This is a genomic window from Streptomyces sp. SM10 (assembly GCF_002910915.1).
In the GTDB taxonomy this organism is placed as follows: domain Bacteria; phylum Actinomycetota; class Actinomycetes; order Streptomycetales; family Streptomycetaceae; genus Streptomyces.
On record NZ_NEUF01000188.1, the window covers coordinates 56,892 to 74,281 of the forward strand.

At 71.1% G+C, this 17,390-nt stretch carries 18 protein-coding genes and 1 pseudogene; 12 read left to right on the plus strand and 7 right to left on the minus strand.

Going from position 1 to position 17,390, the window contains the following annotated elements:
* Positions 1–204 precede the first annotated feature (204 nt).
* The 3 genes and pseudogenes from B9S57_RS36100 to B9S57_RS33270 form a co-directional block, all read left to right on the plus strand.
* Positions 205–581, plus strand: a pseudogene (locus B9S57_RS36100) (amidohydrolase family protein); the annotation flags it as partial.
* Between the two features lie 108 nt (positions 582–689).
* On the plus strand, positions 690–1,238 hold the full coding sequence (locus B9S57_RS33265) for a TetR/AcrR family transcriptional regulator (RefSeq protein WP_103760899.1): 549 nt from the start codon (positions 690–692) through the stop codon (positions 1,236–1,238).
* A gap of 40 nt (positions 1,239–1,278) precedes the next feature.
* Positions 1,279–3,444, plus strand: a complete 2,166-nt coding sequence (locus B9S57_RS33270; RefSeq protein WP_103760884.1) for an MMPL family transporter — start codon at positions 1,279–1,281, stop codon at positions 3,442–3,444.
* A 135-nt stretch (positions 3,445–3,579) separates the two neighbouring features.
* Here B9S57_RS33270 and msrB read toward each other — a convergent pair whose 3' ends face one another.
* From msrB to B9S57_RS33290, 4 genes are all read right to left on the minus strand, one after another.
* On the minus strand, positions 3,580–3,987 hold the full coding sequence (msrB, locus tag B9S57_RS33275; RefSeq protein ID WP_103760885.1) for a peptide-methionine (R)-S-oxide reductase MsrB: 408 nt from the start codon (positions 3,985–3,987) through the stop codon (positions 3,580–3,582).
* 10 nt (positions 3,988–3,997) lie between these two features.
* Positions 3,998–5,392: a UDP-N-acetylmuramate--L-alanine ligase gene (gene murC, locus B9S57_RS33280; protein ID WP_103760886.1), complete on the minus strand. Its 1,395-nt coding sequence runs from the start codon at positions 5,390–5,392 to the stop codon at positions 3,998–4,000.
* A gap of 46 nt (positions 5,393–5,438) precedes the next feature.
* Positions 5,439–5,891: an indole-3-glycerol phosphate synthase gene (locus B9S57_RS33285; protein ID WP_181011560.1), complete on the minus strand. Its 453-nt coding sequence runs from the start codon at positions 5,889–5,891 to the stop codon at positions 5,439–5,441.
* 158 nt (positions 5,892–6,049) lie between these two features.
* Positions 6,050–6,832 (minus strand): pyrimidine reductase family protein, encoded by a 783-nt coding sequence (locus B9S57_RS33290; protein WP_181011561.1) that lies wholly within the window; start codon positions 6,830–6,832, stop codon positions 6,050–6,052.
* Positions 6,833–6,890: 58 nt separating this feature from the next.
* Here B9S57_RS33290 and zapE point away from each other — a divergent pair, with 58 nt between their 5' ends.
* The 4 genes from zapE (at position 6,891) to B9S57_RS33310 (ending at position 11,037) form a co-directional block, all read left to right on the plus strand.
* The gene (zapE, locus tag B9S57_RS33295; RefSeq protein ID WP_103760889.1) at positions 6,891–8,033 is read left to right on the plus strand and encodes a cell division protein ZapE; all 1,143 of its coding nucleotides are present in this window, start codon (positions 6,891–6,893) and stop codon (positions 8,031–8,033) included.
* An 82-nt stretch (positions 8,034–8,115) separates the two neighbouring features.
* Positions 8,116–8,541, plus strand: coding sequence for an OsmC family protein (locus B9S57_RS33300; protein WP_103760890.1), 426 nt, complete (start codon positions 8,116–8,118; stop codon positions 8,539–8,541).
* A 133-nt stretch (positions 8,542–8,674) separates the two neighbouring features.
* Positions 8,675–10,051, plus strand: a complete 1,377-nt coding sequence (locus B9S57_RS33305) for an alkaline phosphatase PhoX (RefSeq protein ID WP_103760891.1) — start codon at positions 8,675–8,677, stop codon at positions 10,049–10,051.
* Positions 10,052–10,167: 116 nt separating this feature from the next.
* Positions 10,168–11,037: a polysaccharide deacetylase family protein gene (locus B9S57_RS33310; RefSeq protein WP_103760892.1), complete on the plus strand. Its 870-nt coding sequence runs from the start codon at positions 10,168–10,170 to the stop codon at positions 11,035–11,037.
* A gap of 22 nt (positions 11,038–11,059) precedes the next feature.
* Here B9S57_RS33310 and B9S57_RS33315 read toward each other — a convergent pair whose 3' ends face one another.
* Together B9S57_RS33315 and B9S57_RS33320 are read right to left on the minus strand one after the other, a co-directional pair.
* On the minus strand, positions 11,060–11,242 hold the full coding sequence (locus tag B9S57_RS33315; RefSeq protein WP_103760893.1) for a hypothetical protein: 183 nt from the start codon (positions 11,240–11,242) through the stop codon (positions 11,060–11,062).
* A gap of 76 nt (positions 11,243–11,318) precedes the next feature.
* Positions 11,319–11,996 carry an AIM24 family protein gene (locus B9S57_RS33320; protein WP_103760894.1) on the minus strand — a complete coding sequence of 226 codons (678 nt, stop codon included), beginning with the start codon at positions 11,994–11,996 and terminating at the stop codon, positions 11,319–11,321.
* Between the two features lie 73 nt (positions 11,997–12,069).
* Between B9S57_RS33320 and B9S57_RS33325 the strand changes: the two genes are divergently transcribed.
* Entirely contained in the window at positions 12,070–12,834 is a 765-nt protein-coding gene (locus tag B9S57_RS33325) for a peptidyl-tRNA hydrolase (protein WP_103760895.1), read from the plus strand.
* Between the two features lie 234 nt (positions 12,835–13,068).
* Positions 13,069–13,821 carry a DUF4142 domain-containing protein gene (locus tag B9S57_RS33330; RefSeq protein ID WP_181011562.1) on the plus strand — a complete coding sequence of 251 codons (753 nt, stop codon included), beginning with the start codon at positions 13,069–13,071 and terminating at the stop codon, positions 13,819–13,821.
* A 77-nt stretch (positions 13,822–13,898) separates the two neighbouring features.
* Here B9S57_RS33330 and B9S57_RS33335 read toward each other — a convergent pair whose 3' ends face one another.
* A complete protein-coding gene (locus B9S57_RS33335; protein ID WP_103760900.1) occupies positions 13,899–14,696 on the minus strand; it encodes a helix-turn-helix domain-containing protein in 798 nt (265 codons plus the stop codon).
* 222 nt (positions 14,697–14,918) lie between these two features.
* Here B9S57_RS33335 and B9S57_RS33340 point away from each other — a divergent pair, with 222 nt between their 5' ends.
* The 3 genes from B9S57_RS33340 to B9S57_RS33350 are packed head-to-tail and all read left to right on the plus strand — an operon-like array spanning position 14,919 to position 17,390.
* On the plus strand, positions 14,919–15,581 hold the full coding sequence (locus B9S57_RS33340; RefSeq protein ID WP_103760897.1) for a DUF4097 family beta strand repeat-containing protein: 663 nt from the start codon (positions 14,919–14,921) through the stop codon (positions 15,579–15,581).
* A gap of 28 nt (positions 15,582–15,609) precedes the next feature.
* Complete coding sequence (locus B9S57_RS33345; RefSeq protein WP_103760898.1) at positions 15,610–16,602, plus strand: ATP-binding cassette domain-containing protein; 993 nt, start codon at positions 15,610–15,612, stop codon at positions 16,600–16,602.
* Complete coding sequence (locus B9S57_RS33350) at positions 16,599–17,390, plus strand: ABC transporter permease (protein WP_103514014.1); 792 nt, start codon at positions 16,599–16,601, stop codon at positions 17,388–17,390. Before B9S57_RS33345 ends, B9S57_RS33350 begins: the two co-directional genes overlap by 4 nt.

Genomic DNA, 17,390 nt, shown 5'->3' on the forward strand with positions numbered 1-17,390 from the left:
CCGGACCAGGGGCCCGCGAGCACGGTTCACGTACGCCGGCGACGACCGGCTCCGCCTCCCTGAGCGCGCAGGCGCGCGAAGCCGTCCTGCAGCGCATCGTCGACCGGCGCTACGCGCAGGGCGCGCGCCTCGTCGAGCGGGAGGTCGCCGAGGAGCTCGCACGGACACACAGACCCGCGGTACCCGCACGGACGCGCACCCCCGGTCCCAGCCCTCCGACTCGGTCCCCTCGCCGCCGATCTGGGCTATCTGGACGATCTGGACATCGCGCTCACCACGGTGGCGCCGTCCGACTCCCTGGTGCTGCCGATCGCCCTGCTGCGCGAGCACGGAGTGCGGGTGGGGCTCGGTTCCGACGGCGTACGCGACGCGTGGAGCCCGTTCGGCAACGCGGACATGCTGCACCGCGCGCATCCGCCCGGATGGGTCACGGACGTACGGCTCGACGACGAACTGACGGAGTGCTACCGCGTCGCGGCCCACAGAGGTGACGACGTCATGGGAATCGCACACGCGGACCTCGCACCCGACGCCCTGCCGACTTCGTCCTCGTACGGGGCGAATGCCTTCCTCAGGTCGTCCCCCCTTTCCGCCACCGCGCGCCGGCCACCGCACGGAAGCGGCGCACGGACCGGAACTCCCCTGACCGATCGGTCAGGCCTGACCGATCGGTCAGCTACGGTGGGCTCATGCCACGTCCGCCCTCCACGATGCGCCGTCAGATCCTCGACGCAGCCCTGCGCCTCTTCGCCGAACACGGCTTCAAGGGGACCTCGCTCCACGACATCGCTGTCGAGGCCCACTGCTCCAAGGCGTCCCTGCTCTACCACTTCGCCGGCAAGGACGCGATCCTCACCGAGCTGCTGACCCCGCCGGCGGAGAGCCTCTCCGCCATGCGTGAGGAGTTGGCGGCGCTGAAGGGAGATCAGGCCGCCGAGTCGGCCGTGACGATCTACGTCGGCCTGGCGATGCGCTTCCATCTGGAAGTCAAGATCATCTTCGCCGAGCTCCCCGACATGCTCGGTCATCCGGTCCTGGCCGTCATCCCCGAGGCGGTCGACCAGCTCGCGGACGCGCTCGCCGGCCGGTCACCGGAGCCACGTGCCCGAGTCATGGCCCAGATGGTGATCGGCGGCGTGGCTGTCACGGTCGCCGCCGGTGTCGACGTCGAACCGGACACGATGCGCGCCGAACTGGTCCAGGGGGCGCTGAGAGCCCTCGGGCGCCCCACCAGCTGACAGAAGCCGTCCAGAACGAAGAGAAAGACGACTCCTTCGCATGGCAATCCTGCTCTACCGGCTCGGCCGGCTGTCCTTCCGTCGCAGAGGGCGAGTCCTTGCCCTCTGGCTCCTGCTGCTCGCCCTGCTCGGAGGGGGCGCCGCGGCCTTCAGCTCCCCCACCACCAGCAAGTTCTCGATCCCCGGCACCGAGTCCCAGAAGGCCCTGGACTCGCTCTCCCGGGAGTTCCCGCAGGCAGGCGGTGCGACCGGGACCATAGTCGTCGCCGCTCCCGAGGGCGGGAAGCTCACCCCCGCGGCCGTGGCTCCGGTGACCGAGGAGGCCGCGGAGGTTCCCGGTGTGCTCGCGGCCGTCGACCCGTTCACCTCCAAGGCCGTCTCGCGGGACGGCCGCTACGCCCTGATCCAGGTGCAGTTCACCTCGGGCGTCGACGGCATCACCGAAGCGCAGCGGGAGGCTTTCACCGAGGCCGGATCGTCCGTCACCGACCTGCGCGTCGAACACGGCGGCGAGATCATGCGGGGCGTCCCGGAGGTCGGTTCGACCGAGGTCATCGGCGTGGCGGTCGCCGCCCTCGTCCTCGTCCTCACCTTCGGATCCCTGGTCGCGGCGGGCATGACCCTGCTGAACGCGCTGGTCGGCGTCGCGGCCGGCATGGCCGGGCTGTTCGCCCTCAGCAGCGTCGTGGAACTGACCAGCACCGCGCCCATCCTGGCGCTCATGCTGGGCCTGGCCGTCGGCATCGACTACTCCCTGTTCATCACCTCCCGCTACCGCCACTACCTCAACCAGGGCATGGACGGCGAGGAGGCCGCCGGCCGGGCGGCCGGGACCGCGGGTTCGGCCGTCGTCTTCGCGGGTGCCACCGTCGTCATCGCCCTGGCGGGACTCGCCGTCGCCGGTGTGCCCTTCCTGACGGTCATGGGCCTGGCAGCGGCGGCCACGGTCGCCCTCGCCGTGCTCGTCTCCCTGACCCTGCTGCCGGCCGTCCTCGGCTTCGCGGGCACCCGCGTCCTGCCCCGGAAGCACCGGACCCCGGGCCAGGCCCCCGCAGCCGCCCCCGCCGGGTCCGGCTTCGGCTTCCGCTGGGGCCGGATCGTGGCACGGCTGCGGGTCCCCGTCCTGATCCTCGGGGTGGCCGGCCTCGGAGCCCTCGCCCTGCCGGTGCAGGACATGCGCCTCGCCCTGCCCGACGCGAGCACCGAGGCGGTCGGGTCGCCCAACCGTGAGGCCTACGACCTGACCACCGAAGGGTTCGGCGAGGGCTTCAACGGCCGGCTGATCGCCGTCGTGTCCGCAGACACCCCGCAGGCGACCGGCACGGCGGTGAAGGAGACCGCCGCGCTCATCACGAAGACCGACGGGGTGCTGGCCGTCGCCGCGCCGCAGATGAACGAGAAGGGCACCACGGCCCTGCTGGCGGTGATCCCCGGGACGGGCCCCACGGCCGCCGCCACCGAGCACACCGTCAACGAGATCCGTGACCGCGTGGAGAGCGTCACCGGTGCCTCCATCGCTCTGACCGGCGCCACCGCGGTCGGCATCGACGTGTCCGAGAAGCTCGCCGGAGCGCTGCCGGTCTACCTCCTGCTGGTGGTCGGGCTGTCCGTCCTGTTGCTGATGCTCGTCTTCCGGTCGGTCCTGGTGCCCCTCAAGGCCGCGCTCGGCTTCCTGCTGACCATCGGCGCCACGTTCGGGATCACCGTCGCCATCTTCCAGGAGGGCCACCTGGCCCAGCTGGTCGGCCTCGACACCCCCGGGCCGCTGGTCAGCTTCCTGCCCATCCTGCTCATCGGCATCCTGTTCGGGCTGGCGATGGACTACGAGGTCTTCCTCGTCTCGCGGATGCGGGAGGACTTCGTGCACGGCGCCGACGCCCGCGAGTCCGTCATCGGCGGCGTCGGCCACAACGGCCGTGTGGTCACGGCGGCCGCCGTGATCATGACCGCCGTCTTCGGCGGATTCGTGTTCATGCCCGACCCGATCATCAAGTCCATCGGATTCGCCCTGGCGATCGGCGTGCTCATCGACGCCTTCGTCGTCCGTATGGCTCTCGTCCCGGCGGTCATGCACCTGCTCGGCCGTGCCGCCTGGTGGCTGCCCCGCCCGGTCGACCGGATCCTGCCCGACCTCGACATCGAGGGTGAGCGGCTGAGCCGGGAGATCCCGGTGCAGCAGCAGCCGGCGGAGCTCGTCACGACGTGAGCGCGCCCGTGTCCCGGCCGGACGCCGGGGACACGGGAGGCGCCCGCTCAGCGGAACGCCCGCCGTGAGCAGTGCTCACGGCGGGCGTTCCCACGTTCCGGGGCCGGCTCCTGACGCCAGGACGCCCCGGCCGGCTCAGCTCTCGTCCGGCGCCAGGGTCAGCGAGATCGAGTTGATGCAGTACCGCTGGTCCGTGGGCGTCTGATAGCCCTCACCCTCGAAGACATGCCCCAGGTGCGACCCGCAGCGGGCGCAGCGCACCTCGGTGCGCGTCATGCCCATGCTGTTGTCCTGGATCAGCTCGACCGCGTCGCTGTCCTTCGGGTCGTAGAAGGACGGCCATCCGCAGTGGGACTCGAATTTGGTGTCGGAGCGGAACAGCTCCGCCTGACAGGCGCGGCAGGAGTAGACCCCCGCCGTCTTGGTGTCGGTGTACTCACCGACGAACGCGGGCTCGGTGCCGGCCTTGCGCAGCACCGCGTACTCGGCGGGGGACAGCTCCGCCCGCCATTGCTCGTCCGGCTTCTCGACGTCGTACGACACGGTGGCTCCCTCAGCTCGACAGGTGGTCCAGGATCTGCGGGCCGAGGTCGGTGACATCGCCCGCTCCCATGGTGAGAACCAGATCGCCCGGCTTCGCCATTCCCGCGACGGCGGCGGGGACCTCGGCCTTGTCGTGGACGGCCGTGACCTCGGCGCCCGCGGCCTTCGCGGCGTCGATGATCAGCTCGCTGGTGACGCCCGGGACCGGGTCCTCGCGGGCCGGGTAGATGTCCAGGACCAGCGAGGCGTCGGCGAGGGCGAGCGCCTGGCCCATCTCCGTGCCGAGCTCCTGGGTGCGGGAGAAGAGGTGGGGCTGGAAGACGACCAGGAGGCGGGCGTCGGTGGCCGCGCCGCGCATGGCCTCCAGGTCGGCGGTCATCTCCGTGGGGTGGTGCGCGTACGAGTCGACGACCTGGACGCCCGCCGCCTCGCCCTTGAGCTGGAGGCGGCGCTTGACCCCGGTGTACGAGCCGATGGCGGAGGCCAGGTTGTGCGCGGGGATGCCGAGGGCGACACCGGCGGCGAGTGCGGCGACCGCGTTGTGCGCGTAGTGGCGGCCGGGTACGGAGACGGTGAAGGTGAGGTACTTGCCGTTGAGCACGACGGTGACCTCGCTGGTCAGGCCGCGCGGCGTGACCTTGTGGACCCGGACGTCCGCGCCCTCGGACTCGCCGTAGGTGACGACGGTGAGGGAGGAGAGTGCGCGGACCCTGCGGGTCAGCTCGACCGCGCCGGGCTGGTCCGCGGCGATGACCAGGGTGCCGCCGGGGACGACCTTGCCGACGAAGGTCTCGAAGGACTCGTAGATCTCGTCCATCGACGCGTAGTTCGCGTGGTGGTCCAGCTCCACGTTGAGGACGATCGCGACCTCGGGGGCGTACTTCTGGAAGCTGCGGTCGCTCTCGTCGGCCTCCGCGACGAAGATGTCGCCGCCGCCGTGCGTGGCGTTGGTGCCGGGGCCCTCCAGGTCGCCGCCGATGGCGTACGAGGGGTCCAGGGACAGCTCGGACAGGGCCACGGCCAGCATCGACGTGGTGGTGGTCTTGCCGTGCGTCCCGGCGACCGCGATCGATCGGAGGCCGACCATCAGGGAGGCGAGCGCGTCGGAGCGGTGCACGACGGGGATGTCCAGCTCGGCGGCGCGGACCAGCTCGGGGTTGTCGGCGCGGATGGCGCTGGAGACGACCACCGAGGTCGCGTCGTCGGCCAGGTGCCCCGCGGCGTGCCCGACGTGGACGGTGGCCCCCAGGGCGCGCAGGGCGTCGGCGGTGGCGGACTCCTTGGCGTCGCTGCCCGCCACCTTCGCGCCGCGCTGGGCGAGGATCTTCGCGATGCCCGACATTCCGGCGCCGCCGATGCCGATGAAGTGCGGCCGTTCAAGGGCGGCAGGAATACCGGGTGCCATACGTGATCTCTCCCGAGGTGCGACGTGGTGCTGGGTCGGCCCCAGCCTATTCGCTGTGCGCGAAGAGCTTGAGCACCGGTACGCCGACCTTGTGGCGGGCCCGGGAGGCCCAGTCGCGGTGGAAGAACTCCTCGACGTAGTGCGGGGCCGTCAGCACGATGACCTCGTCGGCCGCGGAGTCGTCGACCACGGTCTTCAGCTTGTCCAGCGGATGGTCCTCGACGACCTGACCGACGGCCTCCGAACCCGCCTCGCGCAGCTCCCGGAGCGAGTACTCCAGCGCCATCTCGGCGGGTTCCCTGGCCTCCCTGCCCTCCGGCTGCTCCCCCTCGCGGACGGCTTCCCTGAGCTCTCCGATCGCCACGTCGTCGATCGCGCGCAGCAGTACGTCGGCCTGATCGCTGCGGGGCTGCATCAGCACGACGAACGAGATCTGCTCCTCGCCGTGGAGGGTGGTGACGAATTCCACGTCCTCGGGGGTGAGGGGCTTCTCGATCATCAAAACGCTTGTGAACACGACAGGCGCCCTTCCGCTTCATCTCGTCGGCCGTGGGGACGGCCGCTGGTGCTGAAACCATCCTTCCCCGCAATTGCACGGGGTAGCAGGAGTAAGTCTGCCCACCCGGAGCCAACCGGAACGGGATATTCCGCTAAGTGTCAGATCTTCCCGTACCGGCTGAAGAGGAATCCCTCCTCCTCCAGCAGCGAGACGAGAGAGAAACGTTCCGGCACGCGGACGGCGGGCCCGCCCGCGATGCGCTGCGCGTCTCCCGCGGTGAGCAGGGGGGACAGGGTCAGGCAGAGCTCGTCGAGCACCCCTGCCGCGACGAACTGGCCGAGCAGACGCGGCCCGCCCTCGGTGAGGAGCCGGCTGAAGCCCTGCCCGCCCAGCGCCGCCACCGCGCGCTCCGGGTCGACGGCGGCACCGTCCCCGGCGAACAGCACCTCGGCCCCCGCCTCACGGGCCGCGCGGACGCGGTCCGAGGGGGCGCCGGCTCCGGTGATCACGATGGTCGGGACCAGCGGAGAGACGAACAGCGGGAGGGAGAAGTCCAGGTCCAGGCTCGCGGTGACGACGGCGACGGCAGGGGCCGGCCCCTGCCCGGCCGCCTCGCGCCGGGCGGCGAAGGCTTCACGGGCCCGCGCGGGCCGGTAGCCCTCCTGCCGCACCGTCTCGGCGCCGACGACGACCGCGTCCGCCAGAGCACGCAGGGTGCCGAAGATCCGCATGTCGGCCGCGCACGAGATGCCCTGGGAGCGGCCGTCGTGCTGGGCGGCGCCGTCCAGGGTGGAGACCATGTTGGCGCGGAGCCAGGGACGCCCCGCCGCCTCGGGGTAGGCATAGGCGTCGGCCAGTTCACCGAGCGTCCACTCGCGGCCGGCGGCCTCCGTGGACTCGGTGGTGGCAGTCAGGTCCGTCACAGGGAGCAGGCGTCGCATGCCCGCAGTCTGGCACGGCGCCGGAGGCCTCCGGGGCGAGGCCTTAAGGTGGAGAGTTGTGTCGTCCTCCACAGCCGTGCCGGGGCAGAGCCCCATAGCCGAAACGTCCCCGCAGTCCCTGTGCGCCCTCGAGCCGCGCGTCCCCGCCGACCGGCTGGTCGCGGAGATGGTGCCGCCGCCGCGCTTCGACTCGGTGCGCTTCGATACCTACGTACCGGACCCGAACCAGCCGAGCCAGACCGAGGCGGTCGAGGTCCTCAGCTCGTTCGCGGCGGGGCTCGGTGGCGCCCACGCCACGGGCTCGGGCAAGTCCGGAAGAGCGCGAAGCGCGTCCTCCGCGGGTTGGTGGCGGGCGACGGGCGGGCGGTTCGGGAAGAAGCAGCCCGCCGCTCCCTCGGGTCCGCGCGGCGTCTATCTCGACGGCGGGTACGGCGTCGGCAAGACCCACCTCCTGGCCTCCCTCTGGCACGCCACCCCGGCCGACAGCTCCCTCAAGGCCTTCGGCACCTTCGTCGAGCTGACGAACCTGGTCGGCGCACTGGGCTTCCAGCAGACCGTGCAGACCCTCAGCGGGCACCGGCTGCTCTGCATCGACGAATTCGAACTGGACGACCCGGGCGACACCGTCCTGGTGTCGTCCCTGCTCAGCAGGCTCGTGGAGGCGGGCGTCGCGCTGGCCGCCACATCGAACACGCTGCCCGGCAAGCTCGGCGAGGGCCGCTTCGCCGCGGCCGACTTCCTCCGCGAGATCCAGGGACTGTCGGCGCACTTCCGGCCGCTGCGGATCGACGGGGAGGACTACCGCCACCGCGGCCTGCCCGAGGCGCCCCCGCCGTACTCCGACGGCCAGGTGACCAAGGCCGCGTACGCGACCCCGGGCGCCTCGCTCGACGACTTCCCGTCGCTGCTCGACCACCTCGCCCGGGTCCATCCGAGCCGGTACGGCGCGCTGGCGGACGGGATCGCCGCGGTCTGCCTCACCGATGTGCGGCCGGTGCCCGACCAGTCGACCGCGCTGCGTCTGGTGGTCCTCGCCGACCGGCTGTACGACCGTGAGGTCCCGGTGCTCGCCTCCGGCCTCCCCTTCGACCGGCTGTTCAGCGACGAGATGCTGAACGGCGGGTACCGGAAGAAGTACTTCCGGGCCATCTCGCGGCTGACGGCGCTGGCGCGTGACGCAAAGGGACTGGTGGCGCAGTAGGTTCGGGGGTTGAAGGACGTGCGGGTGTCTCCGGGTGCCGCGTACGTCCCTCTGACCGCGCACACCTTTGAAGGGATCCAGCATGGCTACCACGCGTCAGGCGCACACGGTCTGGGAAGGCAACCTGCTCGAGGGCAAGGGCGTCGTCACCCTCGACTCCTCCGGCGTCGGGGAGTTCCCGGTCTCCTGGCCGTCCCGCGCGGAGAAGGCGAACGGGAAGACCAGCCCCGAGGAGCTCATCGCGGCGGCGCACTCCAGCTGCTTCTCGATGGCGCTCTCCAACGGCCTGGCCACGGCGGGCACCCCGCCCACCCAGCTGAACACCCAGGCCGACGTCACGTTCCAGCCCGGCACCGGCATCACCGGCATCCACCTCACGGTGGAGGGCGTCGTTCCGGGTCTGGACGAGGCGGGCTTCGTGAAGGCCGCCGAGGACGCCAAGGCGAACTGCCCGGTCAGCCAGGCGCTCACGGGCACCACCATCACGCTCAGCGCCTCGCTGGCCTGATCCCACGCGTCCCCGGGGCCTCGTGCGCCCCGGGGACACAAGGGGCACCGTGGCCCGCATGGTTCCCGCGCGACGCGTTGCGTGGTACACACATGCGGGTCACTTCACCTGTCCGCCAGCAGGGAGTTGCCTCATGTCATCCGCACCTCGACGACTCGCGACACGACGACAGGTCCTGGCCACGAGCGCGGCGACCGCCGCATCGGTGGCTTTCACCGGGGCCTTCACCGAACTCTTCGCCGGAACCGCCGACGCCCGGGGCCACAGCGGCTACGGGCCCCTCCTGCCGGACCCGGACGGTCTGCTCGACCTGCCGAAAGGTTTCCGCTACCGGGTGCTCTCCCGGGAGGGCGACCCGCTCCGCTCAGGCGAGGGCCAGGTCCCCAGCAACCACGACGGCATGGCCGCCTTCGCCGGCCGCCACGGCCGGGTCCACCTCGTACGCAACCACGAGAACCGCGTCACCGGAAAGATCGGCGTCCCCACGGTCGAGGGACTCACCTACGACCCCATGGGCAAGGGCGGCTGCACGTCCCTCGAGCTGGACGGCCGCGGCCACGTACTCGGCGAGCGCGTCGCCATCGCGGGTACGGCCGTCAACTGCGCGGGCGGCCGGACGCCTTGGAACACCTGGCTGACCTGCGAGGAGACCGAGGACAGGGCCGGCACCAACGGCTACACGAAGGACCACGGCTTCATCTTCGAGGTGGACGGCGCCGATCCGCGCCGTACCGGCGCCGTGCCGCTGACCGCGATGGGCCGTTTCCAGCACGAGGCAGTCGCCATCGATCCGGACAACGGGATCGTCTACGAGACGGAGGACGCGTTCGAGAAGCCGTTCGGGCTCTTCTACCGCTTCCTCCCCGAGAAGCCGCTGGGCGGGACGGGCTCCCTGCGGGCCGGGGGCGCGCTCGAGGCCATGCGGGTGCCCGGCGTCCCGGACCTCTCCGCGATCCAGGAGACGGGAGCGAGCTTCGACCGGATCGAGTGGGTCCCCGTGCCGGATCCTCAGGCGGCCGGGACGCCGATCCGGCTGCAGGACTTCGGACCGAAGGGCATCACGCACGCCCAGAAGCTGGAGGGCTGTTACTGGGGCGGCTCGTCGGTGTACTTCGTCTCCAGCTTCGCGCACAGCGCGGAGGGATCGGCCGCCGACCACTTCGGCCAGGTGTGGCGCTACGAGCCGAAGAAGCGCCGGCTCACGCTGGTGGTCGTCTTCGGCCCGGACACCGACATCCAGCTGCCGGGCGAGTCCCCGGACAACATCTGCCTCGCCTCCGGGGGCGGACTGATGGTCTGCGAGGACGGAGGCGGCGCGCAGCACGTGCTGGGGGTGACGCGGCGCGGCGAGGTCTACGCGATGGCCCGCGGACGCCAGAACATCGGGACGGCCGAGGAGCCGGAGTGGGGCGAGTTCGCCGGCGTCACGTTCTCACCGGACGGCGGGACGATGTTCGTGAACTGCTACACGCCCGGGACGACCTTCGCGGTGAGGGGCCCCTGGCGCTGACCGCGGCGCGGGCAGGCGGGTGATCCGGCGCTCCGGCACCGGACGGCCGGAGCGCCGTGAGCATCATCTGAAGAACCATCAGCTAGCGTCCTTCGGTGATCAAATCCGTTCGTACGATGATCGTGCTGACTGTTCTGGGCGGGGTGCTCGCCGGCTGCGGTGACTCCGAGGGCACCCGCGCCAGGACCGCCGTGCTTCCGACGGCCTCCCGGGAACCGGTGAAGGGCAGCGATTCCCCTTCACCGGTCCCGGGGAGCAGCCCGCCCGTCCCCGCCCGGGGGCCCGCCGGTCTCACGCCCGTCTTCGAACGGCGCGCGGACGGCTCGGGCCCCCGCGACACGGCGGCCGGGGCCGACAAGGCCGTCGCGCTCACCTTCGACGCGGACATGACCGCGGATCAAGGACCCCGTGCCGCTGACGGCGAGCACTTCGACAACCCCGCCCTGATCGCCTCGCTGCGTCGGCTGAAGGTCCCCTCGACGGTCTTCATGACCGGCAGGTGGGCACAGGAGTATCCCGCCCAGGCCCGGGCGATCGGCAACGATCCCCTGTTCGAGATCGCCAACCACTCGTTCAGCCACTACGCCTTCTCCGCTCCCTGCTACGGGCTGCCGACCGTGGCCGAGGCGGACATGCGGGCCGACGTGGAGCGGGCCTTCACCGCGATCCGGAGGACGGGGGCGCGCCAGGTCGTGCCGTACTTCCGCTTCCCCGGGGGCTGCTACGACGACGCGGCGCTGAAGGCCCTGGCGCCGACCGGGGTGACCGCGGTCCAGTGGGACGTGGTCAGCGGTGACGCCTTCGCCACGGACGCGGACGCGGTGGCCGAGCAGGTGCTGGACGGGGTGAAGCCGGGATCGCTGGTGGTCATGCACTGCACCAGAAGTGCGGCGCCCGTCACCGACGACGCGGTGCGCCGCATCGTCCCGGAGCTGCGCGAACGCGGCTACCGCTTCGTCAAGGTCTCCGAGCTGATGGGCGGCTGAGTCCGCCCCGCCCGCGGGGCTGTCACCCCGAACAGGCGGTGCGTCCCGCCTCCTGCCAGGCGCAGACCGGGCAGAGGGTGCTGCCCTTCGTCGACTCCGGGTACTCCGTCGGCTTCCGGCACAGCACGCACTCGGCGTACGGCGGGCCCCCGTCCGCCGGGGCGGGGGCCCGCTCGGGTGTGTCGCAGTACGGCGCGTCGTCCATGCCTACGAGCCTACTCACGCGTGCAGGGCCAGGCCGGGCCCGCGCAGCACCCAGGGACCGCCCGCTTCCCGGAGGATCAATGCGCCGACGGCTTCTCCGGCTTCAGCTCACTGGGGCGCACGATCACGAATCCCTCGCCCTGGAGCATCAGCTGGACCGCCTCGCCGGAACCGCCGCGCACCATCGAGCCGAAGCTCTGCGACCGGTGCAGGGAGGTGGAGAGCTGGGCGCTCCAGCCGACAACCGCGTCCGTGTCGACGTACACGGGCTGCTGTGCGGTCACCGGGATCACGATGGGGTGGCCGTCGCATATCAGGCCCAGCTTGCCGTATCCGCTGAAGACGCTGTTGAAGAGGCCGCCGCCGGTCATTCCGGCGCCCTTCACGGTCTTGATCTCGTACGAGAGGCTCGCGTCGAAGCAGAGGACGTTGCGGCCGTTGATCGTCAGGACGTCGCCCTGCTCCATCTCCACGATGAAGCAGTTGGCCGCCTCGTGGGCGAACCATGCCTCGCCCTGGCCGGAGACCGCCATCAGCGCCAGCCCCTCGCCGGTCACCGCGCGCTTGAGCATGCCGCCGATGCCCTGGCCCTTGCGCTCGAACCGGAGGCTGCCGCGGAAGGCGATCATCGATCCCTGGCGCGCGTGCATCTCACCGTTGACGGCGTACTTGATGGATTTGGCGTTCTGCAGGGTCATGCCGGGGGCCGTGGCCCGCTGCGCCATGTGCTCGCTGGAAAAGAGGTCGCTCTTCATGCCGTGCATCCTCACCCGGAGCCCTGCCTTCCGCCAAGAACGGGTTGCCGGAGGGGCCTGGCAGACTTGGGGCGTGAGCAGCGACCGTATTCCCGAGCCCCTTCCCGCGGTGCCGGAGGCCCCCGCCGACAGCCCGTTCCGCACGGAGCCGACGGCCCGTGACGAAGCCCCGCAGTTCGTTCTTCCGCTGGTGGTGCACATCGAGAAGACGGACCCTCCGGCGCGCAACGACGCCCTGGTGACCGCCGCCCGCGCGGTGCTGACGATCCTCTCGGACCCCCGCTCGCTCGGCGAGCAGGAGTGCGGGACCGAGGGCGAGTGGGCACAGGCCATGCACGACTGGCAGGACGCACGCATCCGCAAGGTGGTGCGCCGGGCGCGCGGCGCCGAGTGGCGCAAGGCGTCCGCACTGCCCGGGATCACGGTCACGGGTGACCACGCCGAGGTACGGGTGTTTCCGCCGGTGCCCCTGGACGGCTGGCCCAAGGAGCTGGCCAAGCTCCAGGTGTCCGGCACGGATCTGGACGACCCCGAGGCCCCGGCCGCGCCCGATGCCGCAGGTGCGGTGCTCTGGATGAATCCGGACGTCTCCATGTCGGCGGGCAAGGCCATGGCGCAGGCCGGGCACGGCGCCCAGCTCGCCTGGTGGGAGCTGTCGGAGACCGAGCGCAAGGCGTGGCGCGAGGCGGGCTTCCCGCTCCGTGTCGCCACTCCGGACGCCGCCCGCTGGTGCGAACTCACCGCGAGCGGACTGCCGGTGGTGCGTGACGCCGGGTTCACCGAGATCGCCCCGGGGTCCTGCACGGTGGTCGCCGACCACCCGGCGCTGCGCCGCTGACCTCGCCGCTCCCGCACCGGGCCCGCGCCGCCCGGTCGCTCTGCGCCCTCGGCGGAGGAGAGCGACCGGGTGGAGGGGCGGGCTCGGAACGCGGTGCGCCCCGGTTGAACAATCCTGCGCCGGCCTACGTATCTCCCTGTACTGCCGCACCGGCATGACCGCCAAGTAGGTTGACGCACGATTCAGTTGGCGGTTGATTCGACGCTGTCACGTACCGGCCCGGGAGACATCTTGCTGCGACGCATCAACGGAACGGCCCTCATCATCGCCGCGCTGGTCGCCACGCTCGGCGCCCTCGCCTATCCCGTGTGGTCCTACGCGGATCGCTCCGGCACCGGCGAGGCCAACCTGAACGCTTCCAGCGTCGCCACCCAGTGGGGGCCGCTCTCCGCGACCGACCGGGACTTCCTGACCAAGGTGCGCCTCGCCGGGCTGTGGGAGCTGCCCGCCGGGCAGCAGGCCATCGAGCGCGCCCCGAGCGAGGCGGTGAAGCTCACCGGTGATCATCTGGTGGTCGGTCACACGGATCTGGACCGGCGGGCTCGCGACGTGGCGGCCAAGCTCGGCGTGGAGCTCCCGAACCAGCCCACCGAACAGCAGCAGGGCTGGCTCCGGGAGCTCACCGCCGCGAGCGGCGAGGAGTATCAGCTGAAGTTCGCCAACCTCCTGCGCGCCGCACACGGCAAGGTGTTCGCGCTGATCGCGCAGGTGCGGCACACCACGCGCAACTCACTGATCCGGCAACTGGCTTCGGACGCCAATCAGGCGGTGCTCGACCACATCACCATGCTGGAACGCACCGGCTTCGTGGACTTCGACGGCCTGGCGCGCGACGCGGCCGGCGCCTCGACGGCCAGCCCCTCGGGCCCGCCCGCGCCGTCGGGGGGTGGAGTCCCCCAGGTGCCGGTGCCGGTGACCCCGAGCGCCGACCAGTCGTTCACCTCCCGTCCGGTGCCACCGACGATGGCTCCCCTGCCTCAGCCGTGAGCCGTGTCGCGCCGCGCGGTGGAACCTGAGCGGGCGGTCCCGGCCGCCCGCCCGTAGTCTCAGCGCCGCCCGTAGTCTCAGCGCCGCCCGGCGTCGTCCGGCGCCGCCCCGGTGTCAGGTGTCCTACCCGCGCCCGGAGCTGTCCCGCCGTCCGGGGCCGTCCCGCCGTTCGAGTAGAGGATGTCGCGGGCCTGTTCCGCGGCGCGGGCGAGGCTCTCGGCGACGAAGTCGAGAATGCGGGCGACGTTCTCCAGGCGGACGGCGGCCGGGGTGCCGGGACCGAGGACACCGACGCCCTGCCGTGAGACGTCGACCTGCTGGGTGAGGGCGCGCACGCTGGCCGTCATCGACTGGTACCAGAGGTTCTCGTCTATGACGTAGCGCTCCCGGCGGCCCTCGTCGCGTTCCCTGCGGACGAGGGCCTGGCCCTCGAGGAAGGCGATCGCCTTGGAGACGGACGCCGGGCTGACCTGAAGGCGCTGGACGAGTTCGGCGGCGGTCATGCTGCCGGAGTCGGTGGTGAGGAGACAGACCATCACCCGCGCCATCATCTTGTTGGACAGCCCCGACTGCATCATGACGGTGGTGAACCGCTCCTCGTACTCGGCCACGGCCACCGGGTCACGTCCGTGCGGCAGTGCGGCCGACTCCGCCCCCCGCGGCGACGCGGGACTCCGCCGCTGGACGCGGCGTTCGGTGGCGCGGTGGGCCAGGTCCGCGCGGTAGCCGGTGGGACCGCCGTTGCGCATCACCTCACGTGTGATCGTCGAGGTCGGCCGCTCCAGGCGCCGGGCGATCTCCGCGTAGGGGAGGTTGTCGGTCAGCCCCAGCGCGATCTGCTGGCGGTCCTTCTGGGTGAGCCTGCCTCCCGGCATCGCGCCCTCCTTCATGTGGTCCGATGCCCCGACCATAGCGTTCACCCTCAGCTCATTGCAACACTCCCCATGCTTCACGTTGCATTCTATTCAGCACCACTGCAACGAAATAGCAGCAACTAGCTGCAATGATAGGACTCCTACGCAACAAATCTGTTGCCACATTCATGAACGCAACGTAGCTTTTCCAATGTCAGAAACAACGACCGCAAGGAGAGCACGATGCAGAACTTCGACACCCCCGCCCCGATCGCCGCCGTTCTGAACATCCCCGCCGGACGCATCCAGGTCATCGCCTCCGACCGCACCGACACCGCGGTGGAGGTCCGTCCCACGAACGCCTCGAAGAGCCGCGACGTGAAGGCTGCGGAGCAGACCACGACCGCGCACTCCGACGGAGTCCTGCGGATCGAGGTCCCGGTGAAGAACGAGTACGTCGGTCCCTCCGGATCCATCGAGGTGACCGTCCGGCTTCCCGCCGGGTCCCGGATCGAGGCGAAGGCGGCGGGCACCGAGTTCCGGGCCGTCGGCCGCCTCGGCGACATCGCCTTCGAGGGCGCGTACCACCGGATCAAGATCGACGAGGCCACGGGCGTCCGCCTCACCGCCGTCGAGGGCGACGTCGAGGTCGGGCGGCTCGACGGGCCCGCGGAGATCAGCACCAGGCGGGGCGACATCCGGATCGCCGAGGCCACCCGCGGCAAGGTCGTCCTCAGCACCCAGCAGGGCGACATCTCTGTCACCGCCGCCGCGGGTGTCTCGGCCGCCCTGGACGCCGGCACCACCTACGGCCGGATCAGCAACGAGCTCAGGAACGACGGCGCCACCGTCCTCGACATCCACGCGACCACCGCCCAGGGCGACATCACCGCCCGCAGCCTCTGACCCGCCCCCCCCAGAAGGAGATCCCCTCATGACCGGCCTGGCCATCGCGGCGAACGGGCTCCGCAAGTCCTACGGCGACAAGACCGTCCTTGACGGCATCGACCTCGCCGTCCCCGAAGGAACCGTCTTCTCCCTCCTCGGCCCGAACGGCGCCGGCAAGACCACCGCCGTGAAGATCCTCTCCACCCTCATCGGCGCCGACGCGGGCGACCTGCGGGTCGCCGGACACGACCTCGCCACCGCACCGCAGGCCGTACGGTCCGTGATCGGTGTGACCGGGCAGTTCTCGGCCGTGGACGGGCTGATCACGGGTGAGGAGAACATGCTCCTCATGGCGGACCTGCATCACCTGTCCAGGAGCCAGGGGCGGCGCGTGACCGCCGAACTCCTGGAGCGCTTCGATCTGGCGGAGGCGGCGAAGAAGCCGGCCGCGAGCTACTCCGGTGGCATGAAGCGGCGCCTGGACATCGCGATGACGCTGGTCGGCGGCCCCCGGATCATCTTCCTCGACGAGCCGACCACCGGCCTCGACCCGCGCTCGCGCCACACCATGTGGGGCATCATCCGCGAGCTCGTCACGGACGGTGTGACCGTCTTCCTGACCACCCAGTACCTCGAGGAGGCGGACGAACTCGCCGACCGTATCGCCGTGCTCCACGACGGCCGGATCGCCGCGGAGGGAACCGCCGACGAGCTCAAGCGGCTGATCCCCGGCGGGCACGTCCGGCTCCGCTTCACCGACCCGGCCGCCTACCGCTCCGCCGCCGAAGCCCTGGGCGAGGTCACCCTCCCCCTCACCCGGCCCCGCTCGAGCGGGGAGACCCCCACCGACGAGTCCCTGACCCTGCAGATCCCCAGCGACGGCAGCCAGCGCGACCTGCGCTCCGTCCTCGACCGACTGGACACCGCCGGCATCGAGGCCGACGAACTGACCGTGCACACCCCCGACCTCGACGACGTCTTCTTCGCCCTGACCAGCACCACCGACCAGCCGAACCAGCCGAAGGAGACCGTCCGATGAGTGCTGTGTCCCTCGCCGTGCGCGACTCGTCCACGATGCTGCGCCGCAACCTCCTGCACGCCCGCCGCTACCCGTCACTCACGCTGAACCTGCTGCTCACCCCGGTCATGCTCCTGCTGCTCTTCGTCTACGTCTTCGGCGACGTCATGAGCGCGGGGATCGGCGGCGGCGACGCCGACCGCTCCGACTACATCGCCTACATCCTCCCGGGCATCCTGCTCATGACCATCGGCTCCACCGTCGTCGGGGCCGCGGTGTCCGTCGCCATGGATATGTCCGAGGGCATCATCGCCCGCTTCCGGACCATGGCCATCCACCGCGGGTCGGTGCTGATCGGGCACGTCGTCGGCAGCGTCCTGCAGTCCGTCGCCAGCGTCGTCCTCGTCGGCGCGGTCGGCGCGGCCATCGGCTTCCGCTCCGTGGACGCCACCCTCCTGGAGTGGCTGGCCGCCTTCGGGCTGCTCGCCCTCTTCGCCCTGGCCCTCACCTGGATCGCGGTCGGGATGGGGATGGCCGGCCCGAACGCGGAGGCGGCCAGCAACAGCGCGATGCCGCTGATCCTCCTCCCCCTCGTCTCCAGCGCCTTCACACCGATCGACGCGATGCCCGGCTGGTTCCAGCCCATCGCCGAGTACCAGCCCTTCACCCCCGCCATCGAGACCCTCCGAGGACTGCTCCTGGGCACCGAGATCGGCCACAGCGGATGGCTCGCCCTCGCCTGGTCCATCGGCCTGACCGTCCTCGGCTACCACTGGTCGACCTCGAAGTTCAGCGACGACCCGAAGTAG

Coding starts and splice junctions, on each gene's coding strand:
- B9S57_RS33310 (WP_103760892.1), top strand. CDS start 10,168: ATGATCGTGCTGACTGTTCTGGGCGGGGTGCTCGCCGGCTGCGGTGAC.
- B9S57_RS33345 (WP_103760898.1), top strand. CDS start 15,610: ATGACCGGCCTGGCCATCGCGGCGAACGGGCTCCGCAAGTCCTACGGC.
- B9S57_RS33290 (WP_181011561.1), bottom strand. CDS start 6,832: ATGCGACGCCTGCTCCCTGTGACGGACCTGACTGCCACCACCGAGTCC.
- murC (WP_103760886.1), bottom strand. CDS start 5,392: ATGGCACCCGGTATTCCTGCCGCCCTTGAACGGCCGCACTTCATCGGC.
- B9S57_RS33315 (WP_103760893.1), bottom strand. CDS start 11,242: ATGGACGACGCGCCGTACTGCGACACACCCGAGCGGGCCCCCGCCCCG.
- B9S57_RS33335 (WP_103760900.1), bottom strand. CDS start 14,696: ATGCCGGGAGGCAGGCTCACCCAGAAGGACCGCCAGCAGATCGCGCTG.
- B9S57_RS33305 (WP_103760891.1), top strand. CDS start 8,675: ATGTCATCCGCACCTCGACGACTCGCGACACGACGACAGGTCCTGGCC.
- B9S57_RS33285 (WP_181011560.1), bottom strand. CDS start 5,891: ATGATCGAGAAGCCCCTCACCCCCGAGGACGTGGAATTCGTCACCACC.
- B9S57_RS33340 (WP_103760897.1), top strand. CDS start 14,919: ATGCAGAACTTCGACACCCCCGCCCCGATCGCCGCCGTTCTGAACATC.
- B9S57_RS33270 (WP_103760884.1), top strand. CDS start 1,279: ATGGCAATCCTGCTCTACCGGCTCGGCCGGCTGTCCTTCCGTCGCAGA.
- B9S57_RS33300 (WP_103760890.1), top strand. CDS start 8,116: ATGGCTACCACGCGTCAGGCGCACACGGTCTGGGAAGGCAACCTGCTC.
- B9S57_RS33350 (WP_103514014.1), top strand. CDS start 16,599: ATGAGTGCTGTGTCCCTCGCCGTGCGCGACTCGTCCACGATGCTGCGC.
- B9S57_RS33320 (WP_103760894.1), bottom strand. CDS start 11,996: ATGAAGAGCGACCTCTTTTCCAGCGAGCACATGGCGCAGCGGGCCACG.
- B9S57_RS33265 (WP_103760899.1), top strand. CDS start 690: ATGCCACGTCCGCCCTCCACGATGCGCCGTCAGATCCTCGACGCAGCC.